This is a genomic window from Pseudomonas sp. KK4 (genome assembly GCF_001984065.1).
Lineage (GTDB): Bacteria > Pseudomonadota > Gammaproteobacteria > Pseudomonadales > Pseudomonadaceae > Aquipseudomonas.
On sequence record NZ_LYVP01000166.1, the window covers coordinates 1 to 9,153 of the forward strand.

General features: G+C 60.4%; 5 protein-coding genes. 4 read left to right on the forward strand and 1 reads right to left on the reverse strand.

Annotated features, from left to right (window positions below; translation table 11 throughout):
• Window positions 1-98: 98 nt before the first annotated feature.
• Window positions 99-1,154 (reverse strand): lipopolysaccharide assembly protein LapB, encoded by a 1,056-nt coding sequence (locus B0W55_RS27385; protein WP_077049032.1) that lies wholly within the window; start codon window positions 1,152-1,154, stop codon window positions 99-101.
• Between the two features lie 123 nt (window positions 1,155-1,277).
• Between B0W55_RS27385 and B0W55_RS27390 the strand changes: the two genes are divergently transcribed.
• From B0W55_RS27390 to B0W55_RS27405, 4 genes are read left to right on the forward strand one after another with little or no spacing between them, the layout of a single operon-like run.
• Complete coding sequence (locus tag B0W55_RS27390) at window positions 1,278-5,420, forward strand: hypothetical protein (RefSeq protein WP_139340990.1); 4,143 nt, start codon at window positions 1,278-1,280, stop codon at window positions 5,418-5,420.
• A gap of 55 nt (window positions 5,421-5,475) precedes the next feature.
• Window positions 5,476-7,611 (forward strand): FUSC family protein, encoded by a 2,136-nt coding sequence (locus tag B0W55_RS27395; protein WP_077049034.1) that lies wholly within the window; start codon window positions 5,476-5,478, stop codon window positions 7,609-7,611.
• Window positions 7,601-7,801 carry a DUF1656 domain-containing protein gene (locus B0W55_RS27400; RefSeq protein WP_077049035.1) on the forward strand — a complete coding sequence of 67 codons (201 nt, stop codon included), beginning with the start codon at window positions 7,601-7,603 and terminating at the stop codon, window positions 7,799-7,801. Before B0W55_RS27395 ends, B0W55_RS27400 begins: the two co-directional genes overlap by 11 nt.
• A gap of 4 nt (window positions 7,802-7,805) precedes the next feature.
• The gene (locus B0W55_RS27405; RefSeq protein ID WP_077049036.1) at window positions 7,806-8,771 is read left to right on the forward strand and encodes an HlyD family secretion protein; all 966 of its coding nucleotides are present in this window, start codon (window positions 7,806-7,808) and stop codon (window positions 8,769-8,771) included.
• Window positions 8,772-9,153 lie beyond the last annotated feature (382 nt).

Consider the following 9,153-nt stretch of genomic DNA (forward strand, 5'->3'; position numbering starts at 1 on the left):
GTCAAGGCTGTATTGGCTGATCCACCGCCTTCGCGAGCAAGCCCGCTCCCACATTTGCGCATTCCAATACAGGAGCCGCCGCACGCCGGGCCTCTCGATCAAAGCCCTTGCTGCAGAGCCGGATCATCCGGGTTCATCTGTTCCAGCTGCGCCAGCAATATCTGCACGTTTTGCAGTTGCCCGCTTTCCTTCCAGTAATTGATCAGCAGCACCCGAGCCTTGCGGTCGCTGGGGTGGCGCTGGACGATTTCCTGCAGTTGCTTTTGCGCCGCCTCCAGCTCCTGCTCGCCGTGCAGGGTGGTGGCCAGGTCATAGCGGTAATCCTTGTTGTCCGGCTCCAGTTCCACCGCCTTGGACAGGCCGAGCAGGGCGAATTCGCTTTGGCCGTGGTGCAGCAGCCACATCCCCAGGGCATGTTGCAGGTAGGCGGAATCGGGTTGGGCCTTCAGCTGTTTGGCCAGCAACTGCCGGGCGGCTTCGCTCTGGCCCTGGCGGTCGAGCACGTCGATCTGCATCACCAGCGCCGGCAGGTTGTCTGGGGCCAGGCGCAAGGTCTGATCGAGTTCCTGCTGGGCTTCTTTGAGCTCGGCGTTGTGCAAATGCAGGCGCGCCAGTTGAGAGTGGGTTTCAGCCGTTTGCGGCGCGTTCTTCAGGACTTGTTGCCAGGCGTCGATGGCTTGCTCCAACGGTCCGAAATACAGACCGAGATCGTCCGGCGACAAACCGAGCAGGGCGTTGACCGCCGCCAGGCGCACGCTCTGTTCGCTGTCATCGAGCAACGGCCCCAGCAACAGGCTGCGCTGGCCGTTGGGCACCAGGCCACTGATGCTTTTGATCGCCGCAATGCGCACTTCGGGCGCTTCATGTTGCAAATCGGCATCCGCCAGTTTCAGGGCGATCGAACTTGGATAATTGGGCAATTCGGCGTGCAGCCACACCCGGCGCTTGGGCGAGAGGTCCGGGCGGGCCAGTTGCTGGTAAAGCACCCGCGCCGCGCCCGGTTGACCGTTGCGGGCCGCCGTGAGCGCTTCGCTGAAACCGCGTTTGATCGCCGCGGGCACCACCGGCGCGCTGCTGTGTAGGAAAAACCACGCAAGGGCGACGACAAAAAGGGCGCAGAGGCTGATGAGCAAATTACGGCGGGACTTGGGCATGCAAAATCCGTGTCTGGGGCGTCAGCGAAAGAGTGTCAGCTTTTATCAGTCTGGGGCAGTAGTCAAACCCGGGGCGCAGCATAAGCGTTTTTTACAAGATGTTTTCCAGTCATGAATCCATGCTTGGCAATTGATTCAGTTGAAACGGAACATCATTCAGTGCTGCCCCTTAGCCATGCAACAACGTCTGCCTCGCGATTTCCCCCTGCCAACGACGCCATCGCACACACTGTCGTGTCCAGCACGCTGCTGAGCGCGGGCAACAGTGCTCGCGTGTTGGAAAACCTCAGTGTCGCAGATCCCGCCGTGGCCAATCCGGACATTCCGCCGCCGGTACTCGTACGTCCCCCCTTGGCGACTTTCCTGCCCGACTTTATAAGCCAGGCCGATCTTGATGAGCGATGGGAAGACTTCAAAACCCACCTCAAGACCCAGGCCCTGACCGAAAAGGAAGCGCGCGCCTTCGTGTCCAGCGGGGTTTTGCAGACAAAAGCGGGAGAGGCCGTCGCCGATCTGATCGAGGCGGCAATGTTGCGCTCCGTGCGCCCGAAAGGGGCGCTTACCCAAGCGCGCCTGGCAGAAATCGTCAAGGTCATCTGCCATTTGCCACCGGACAAATGGGCCGCTTCGCTGGGAGAAAACCTGGGCTTTGTCGATGGAAAAACAGACCTGGGGCTGAAGGGGCTCCTTCATTCGCAAATGGAGCACTCAAGGACCGTCCGGGACGAGAAGATTGCAAACGCTGAGTTGCTTTCGGACCCTCACTTGAACCGCCTCAATGAACTCGCCAAAGAAGGACGCAGCTACATTCGTTCAAGCGATGGCGAGCTCAACGCAGCACTTCAGATACTGGCAGACGCCAAAGACCTGCGCCCGACACCCAAGTCTGCCTGCGCGGAGCTGACAGCCTTCATCGACTTTCTCGAGCAAAAGGACGTCGCCCGGGTGCGTTGGCCGGACCACTACGTGGAAAGGGTCAAGGCACTGCGCGATGAGATCCGGCCCGATGACGACACCCGTGCCGGCTGGCTGGATGTACTGACCGCCACCCGTTGGCTGGAGTGGGCCTTCGGTCGCACGGATTCGTCGTCGATGGCAACGCAGACAGCAAATCCAGCGCCATCGAATGAGGACGTCCCAGCGTTGCTCGCAACCCTCCAGGCCTTCGAGCGCAGTGGTGATTTCTACACCCACGTCACCGACAACGGCCCAAAGATCCCCGAGAGCATCATGGGCAAATTGTTGTACGCCGCCAACGTGGTGAACATGCTCGGCCTTGATCTGGACGACAGCCATATAAAGAAAGGGCCGGGACCTGCGCCTGCCCGCGAGCCCCTGAACGCGGGCGACGCCTGGAAGAACGGCGCAGCGGATCTTTCCCGTTCACCTTTGGAACCGCCCATGGACCCACTGGCCATGCTGGGCCAGGCGGCCGCCCAGGTGGACCGGATTTTCGAGCGCCTCGCCAGCAACCTGGTGCCCTGGGACAGCGCCTATGCCAATGACGCGTTTGAACTGCGGGACATGCTGGAGGACGTTCGGGAACAGGTTTACCAATCGCCTACGGTCGATCTGGGCCCACAAGCCGATTACCCGGTGCAAATCGCGGCGACAGCGGCGGCGATTTTGACGCTCTACATGGCGGTGAGCAATTTTGCCGCCACCTGGTTCCTGCCCGAGCCCGAGCAGTGGGTTGACCCTCTGCAAGGCGTGGAACTCACACCCGACGTCGAGCCGGATGAGGACGCGGTGATCGAGGACTACATCGTCGAGGCGTTTGCAGAAGTCCTGGAGCTGCATCCGGATTTTGCCCGTGAAGTGAAAAGGCTGGTCAGCGCCTCCGAGTACGACGACCCGGCCGACGATCTGCAGCTGGTCGAGGACCTCGAGACACTCATGCAGCAGCCCATGCCCGACCGGGAAAACCTGACCTATGAGCAATACCTGCACACATGGGACGAACTCGCGATGTGGGAGGCCCGGGACGAATTCGAAGTCGACCCGGTCAATGAGACCACCACCGAACCCGCCACTTCAGAAGCCACCGACACGCAGGCCAAGGTTCGCAGCAGGCGCAGCGTGGGTTTGGACGCGATGGGTTTCTCCAACATGCAGACTTCAGAAAGCGGCCTCGCTGCACACTCCCTGATTCGGGCAGGGCAGCGATTGCAGGATGCCGATAATGCGATCCCACCGAACGAAGAGATAGCGCCCGGCGTCACCATAACCCAAGCGGCAGACTTGTTTATCGAGGACTTTGTCAACCTGCAGAAAGTCTTGAACCCCTCGTTATTCATTGTCGATGTCATCGAGGGTCTCGTCACCCAATCGGATATACCGGATGTCTTGAAGCATAAAGTCAATTACAGGACATTATTCAGGGTCGAGTACGATTTGCCGCCACCCAACGGCAAACATGGCGGATTTTACAAGACGACCACCCGGCATAAAATGTTTACCCTGGCCGAGCTGTTAATGCAGCGCCCGCAACGAGAAGCACAATCGCGAGAAAACGTGAGAATTGTCTGGCCAGTGCTCTATACACCCGAGTTCAGGAGCGCGGTGGAAGGCACTGATGTGTGGGCCAATTATAAGGAGCGTTCGGAAAAAGTCCTGTCTCAACCCAAGATCCATGAGTTATGGAAAGAGAACTTCAAGTTCAAGTTGAAACAGGTGGTGGGCGACAGTCTGACGGCAGGCAAGTTGTCGGAGCAAGGTCGGGACATTGCCGACAGCTTCCTGAAGGGCGATATCCGTATCAGACCCGTCAGTATCAAACAGGGCCGATACGCCGACTTCACCCGTGTGTCGAACGCCGTTTTTCTAACCCGGGGAAGGGGCCCGGAGGGGTTGTTTGTGTTCCTCGGTGGTAACGAGACCGTCATCGAAAGCCCGCTCGAGTTATTCAAGGAGCAGGGTAAATCCATAGAAGAGTTTCCGGCGCTGAGGGACGAACTATCGAAACGAATTCCGCTGAGGGATTTTTTTGCCCGCGATGAGGATGACTTCAAATACAGCCAGGGGAAATTCGAATGGGATTGGAATCCGTTGCACATGTTCGAGAGTTATAAATGGTCCTATAAGCCCATTGCATTTGGACGCCGGGAGGGTCCGACCCACTATGGTGAGTACCATGATGCCTACAAGGAAATGTTCGAGAACGTCGTATCCAAAGCCAGAGCCGACATGGATACGATGACCTCGACCTGGTCCGAACGCGCCATCGACAAGTTCATGGAAATCCTGGTGGACGGGTTGACCGGTGCCGCAATCATCCTGGCGTTGCCCGGCGCACCGACGGCGGGGGCCGCCTTCCGGATGGGCGCCAGAGCGTCGGCGGCTCAGTACGTCAGGGGAAAGCTCCACGACGACCCGATGGAGGGCAGTCGTCATCAAGCCAATGCCATCAAGGGCATGATTGCCCAAGTGGCGGGGCATTACATTGGCGAGGTATTGGGCAAAGTCGTTTCCAAGGTGACGGCCGCCCGCATCGCCAGGAAAGTGGGCGACCGCTTGAAGGCTGCCGGCGTGTTTCCCGACGACATTTCCCGGCACCTTCCAAAGTATGGGCATTCCCCTTCGCCGGTCGCGACCAGCGTTAAAAGGATCGCAAAACCGATCCCGCCCATCGTCCGCAGTGAATGGGTCATTCAAGAAAAGGTGACTAAAAAGCTTACCGGCCCCGCCGTTGTGGAGCGATTGAAGGCATTGAACAAAGGACCTGACGTGGCACAGCGACTCATGGAGCGCTCACGTGTCATCTATTTTGGTGGACCGCAGCAAGGGTATATCTATCAAGGTTTCGCCATGCATGGAGACATGCGCGCACCACAGGAGATATTCAAGTCGGGCTTGAAGTCCAATGGGGGCCTGAAGGCGTCCGGTTATTACGATCAGGCTGGCATGGGGGCGTTTTACGAGGGGGGCAAGCAAGGCGGATGGACCTACCTCATCAATGGCAGTGGGATCAAAGGGGAGGACCTGGTCAGGACTGCAAACTGGCGGGCGGGCGCTGCGAATCTGGGTGCCAATCCTTCTCGAATACGCTATGCGCAAGATATATCGCCCGAGAATATCCTGGGTGCCTACGACAGTACCGGCAAGTTCTGGCCCAATAGCGAAGCGCTGAGCGCAGCGATTGCAAAGCTTGCTTCCAAGGCTGACGAGCTGCCGGTTCCGATCAAGAAACTTGTTCAGGACGGGACCCCCGTCCAGACACCGATCGAAATCCAAAACCCGTATGAAGAGGGCGCGCTCACAAACTGAACCACCCGCCCAAGCAGTGACTAAGCTTGCTGGAGACGACTCGACGAGCCTTTCCATGCAAGCACTGCTGCAGTACTTCAAGGCACTGATCCACCCCAGCCGCGGGGTACTGTTGTTCGCCTTGAGAACCATCACCGCCGGGTTGCTGACACTGTACCTGGCGTTTCTCTTCGATCTCGACCAGCCCAAGTGGTCGATCATGGCCGTGGTCATCGTCAGTCAGCCACTGGCCGGCATGGCGTTGGCCCGCAGTTTTGGCCAGGTGATCGGCACCACCGCGGGCGCGGCGGTGGCGGTGGTGATCATGGCGATCTTCCCTCAGGCCCCGGTGCCATTCCTGATTACCCTGTCACTGTGGCTGGCGCTGTGTACGGCCGGCGGTACCTTGCTGCGCTACACCAGTTCCGGGGCGTTCGTGCTCAGCGGCTACACGGCGGTGGTGGTGGGGCTGCTGTCGGTGCCGGATCAGGACGGCACCTTTCTGTTGGCCGTGACCCGCGTCACCGAGACCTTGCTGGCGGTGGCCTGCGTCTGTGTCGTCAGCCTGCTGACCGCGCGCCCGGAAGCGGTGGCCAAGGATTATTTCAACCGGATCGATCAGGTCATCAAGCTGTTGGCCACCCATGCCAGCGCGGTGATTCGTACCGAAGAAAGCGCGACCGACTTCCATCAACGGCTGATGCAACTGCTCGGGCAGATCAGCGCCCTGGAAGGGGTACGCCGACATTTGTACTACGACGCGCCGCGTCTGCGCAGCGCCGATGAACTGGTGCAACTGCTCGCCAATCAGCTGCTATTGCTGACGGCGCGGCTCACCGCGTTGCGTCACCAGCGCGAACTGTTGCTGGAACGCTGGCAAGGCAATCTTCCCGAAGAGATCCAGCATTTGCTGACCGAAGAACTGGCTTTTCTCGACACACTGGCCCAACAGGGCCGTGCGCTGTCCAGTGAGCAGCGGCATCAGTTTGCCGCGTTGCAGCAGCGCTTCGATGCTCTGGCTTACCGCGCCGAACAGCTGACCGAACCCTTGAAACCGACCTTGCGCTCGTTGTCCTGGTCCCTGCGTTGGGAACAGGCGCGCATGCTGCAACAGTTGGAAACCATTCTTGAACTGGCGGATGCGATTCAGAGCGGGCGCAAGGCCAGCAGCCTGTATCGCGTCAAAGCCAACCCGCTGCATCTGGACTTCACGCTGGCGGCAATGAACGCCATTCGCGCCTACTGCGCGCTGATGGTGGCCGGCCTGATCTGGATCGAAACCGGGTGGGACGGTGCGCGGGGCGGCATGATCGTGACCGGGATTCTCTGTTCGTTGATGGCAACCTTTCCTCGGCCTCTGATGGCCGCACAGAGTTTCGCCAGGGGCTTGGGCCTGGCGCTGGTGGTGTCGTCTGTCCTGGCCTTCGCGTTGGTGCCGATGATCAGCGATTTCGAGCTGTTGGCCCTGGTGCTGGCTCCGTTGTTGTATGCGGTTGCCGTGGGATTGTCCACGCCGGCCACCACCGGTACCGGCATTGGCCTGGGGCTGATCACGCTCTTGATGCTGGGCCCCCTGAACACCGGTCTGGGCCAGAACAGCGCCACCCAGTGGTTCGAATTCGCTGGTAGCTATGTGTTCGCCGCCACCCTGGCGCTGAGCGTGTATGCGCTGATTTTCCCGTTCAGGCCGGCGCTGCGCATGCGTCGGCTGTTTCAGGAAAACTGCGAGCAGGTGTATGCGTTGCAGAAAATCCCGCCCACCGATCAAAACCAGTTTGCCTTCGAGAGCCGCATGGTCGACCGCCTGACCATGATGCTGGGCCTGATGCCGGCCATCCAGGATCAGGCATCGCGCGATCTGTTGCAGGTCAGCCTCGGTTGCCTGGCCCTGGGCATCGCCTTGAACCAGTTGCGGCAACAGGCGCAGAACAACGTGCTGCTCAGCCCGCAGACGCAAACCCGGCTGGCGGACACCGTGCGCGACACCGGGCGGTTGGTCGCCGGCCGCCCGGGCATTGCGGTCAATGCCGTGCTCGACAGCCTGCACGCCCTGGGCGACGAACTCGATGCGCTGCATTCCAGCGTCCATGAGCACCTGTGGTCGGTGTTTCGCATGCGCGTGGCGCTGCTGATCGTGGTGTCGTTTCTTGAGCGTCATCGTCGTCACTTTGAACCCGCCACCTTGCAGGGAGTACCCGCGATTGCCCATTGATCTTGAGTTGGGCGGCGTCTACTTGCCGCCGATTGCCCAGGCGCTGCTGCTGGGCCTGCCGATTTTCCTGCTGCTGGACTGGGTACTGCGGCGCCTGGGGGTGTTGCAGTTCGTCTGGCATGAAGCCTTGTTCGAAGGGGCGTTGTACGCCTGTGTGTGCGCGACCTTGATTCTGGTGATGGGAGCCTGATGCCTTGAAGAAGATCCTTGCTCAACTCACGACGCTGTTGGTTGTCCTGCTGGCATTTGTGCTCGGCTGGTTTGCCTGGGAGCACTACACCCGCGCGCCCTGGACCCGGGATGCCCGGGTGCGCGCCGATGTGGTGACCCTGTCGGGCGATGTCGCCGGGCGCATCGTCAACCTTGGCGTGCAGGATAACCAGCACGTGGAGAAGGGCCAGTTGCTGCTGGAAATCGACCCCTCGCGCTATGCCCTGGCAGTAGACCATGCCCGGCGTTCAGTGGAGGTGGCGAAGGCGTCCCTGGGGCAATCGCAAGCAACCATCGTCGCCAGCCAGGCGCTGTTGCGCCAGCGTGAGAGCGAAGAGCGCCGGCGCCGGACCCTCAAGGAGCGCTCGGCGATCTCCGGCGAAGAGTGGGAGAAATCCAGCACCGAGGTGGCGGTGGCCCAGGCCGACTTGCTGCGCAACCAGGCCAACCTGGGATTCGCCCAGGCCAATGTGCAACTGGCGATCGCCGCCCTGGCCGAGGCCGAGCACGATTTGGAGCGCACCCGGGTGATCTCGCCGGTCAGCGGCTACGTCACCAACCTGCTGACCCGGGAAGGCGACTACGCCACGGCGGGCGGCCCGTTGCTGGCATTGGTAGACAGCGACTCGTTCTACGTCAGCGGCTATTTCGAAGAAACCAAATTGCCGAGAATCGAGGAGGGTGATCGGGTCGACATCGAGTTGATGAGCGGCGAGCGCTTCGGCGGCACCGTGCAAAGCATCGCCTTCGCCATCGCCGACCGCGAAAACCTGCCCGGCGGGCGCCTGCTGGCCAACATCAATCCCAGTTACACCTGGGTCAAACTGGCGCAGCGGGTGCCAGTGCGGATCAAGATCGACGAGGATTATGCGAGGAAAGACAAACTGCGGGCCGGGACCACGGCCACCGTCACCGTCCAGGAAACCCGCCATACCCAAGACCAACACTGATCCGCCTGTTGGAGCGACTTGCCCGCGAAAAAGCCGGTACATTCAATATCAGTGCTGACAGACACACCGCCTTCGCGAGCAAGCCCGCTCCCACAGGGGATTTGTGTCGTTCACAACATCCATGGCCAATCCAAAATACTGTGGGAGCTAGCCTGCTAGCGATGAGACCGGTACATCCAGCATCAGCTGTGACAGACACACCGCCATCGCTGGCAGGCCAGCTCCCACAGTGGACTTGTGTGGTTCACAACATCCATGCCCAACCCAAAACCCTGTGGGAGCTAGCCTGCTAGCGATGAGGCCGGCACATCCAGCATCAGTGCTGACAGACACGCCGCCATCGCTGGCAGGCCAGCTCCCACAGTGGACTTGTGTCGTTCAC